At 50.5% G+C, this 321-nt stretch carries 1 protein-coding gene; it reads left to right on the top strand.

Going from position 1 to position 321, the window contains the following annotated elements; all coding sequences use genetic code 11:
• The coding region (locus HMPREF2780_RS07975) for an Ig-like domain-containing protein (RefSeq protein ID WP_158672304.1) at nt 1-321 on the top strand (321 nt) is incomplete at both ends.

A 321-nucleotide genomic window follows, 5' to 3' on the forward strand; every position in this document is an offset into this window, starting at 1 on the left:
GCACAGGTCCGCAGGGTGTTCCACAAACAGGTACCCCAACCTTCCAAGGTGGCGACCCACTGGTTCCAATCGATGAAACAGTTGAGCCAACCTTCGAAGATGGAAGCAAAGAGAAATCTATTCCAGGTCAAGGAACTTACACGATTGCACCAGACGGAACTGTAACTTTCACTCCAGACAAACAGTTTGTCGGAAACCCAGATCCAGTCACAGTCAAACGTGTGGATAAGAATGGCACCCCAGTTACTGCGACTTACAGCCCAGAGTTTACTAAGGTAACTCCAACGAGCACTAACGCAACCAGCACAGGTCCGCAGGGTG

This window comes from Streptococcus sp. HMSC062B01, assembly GCF_001811085.1.
GTDB lineage: Bacteria > Bacillota > Bacilli > Lactobacillales > Streptococcaceae > Streptococcus > Streptococcus gordonii.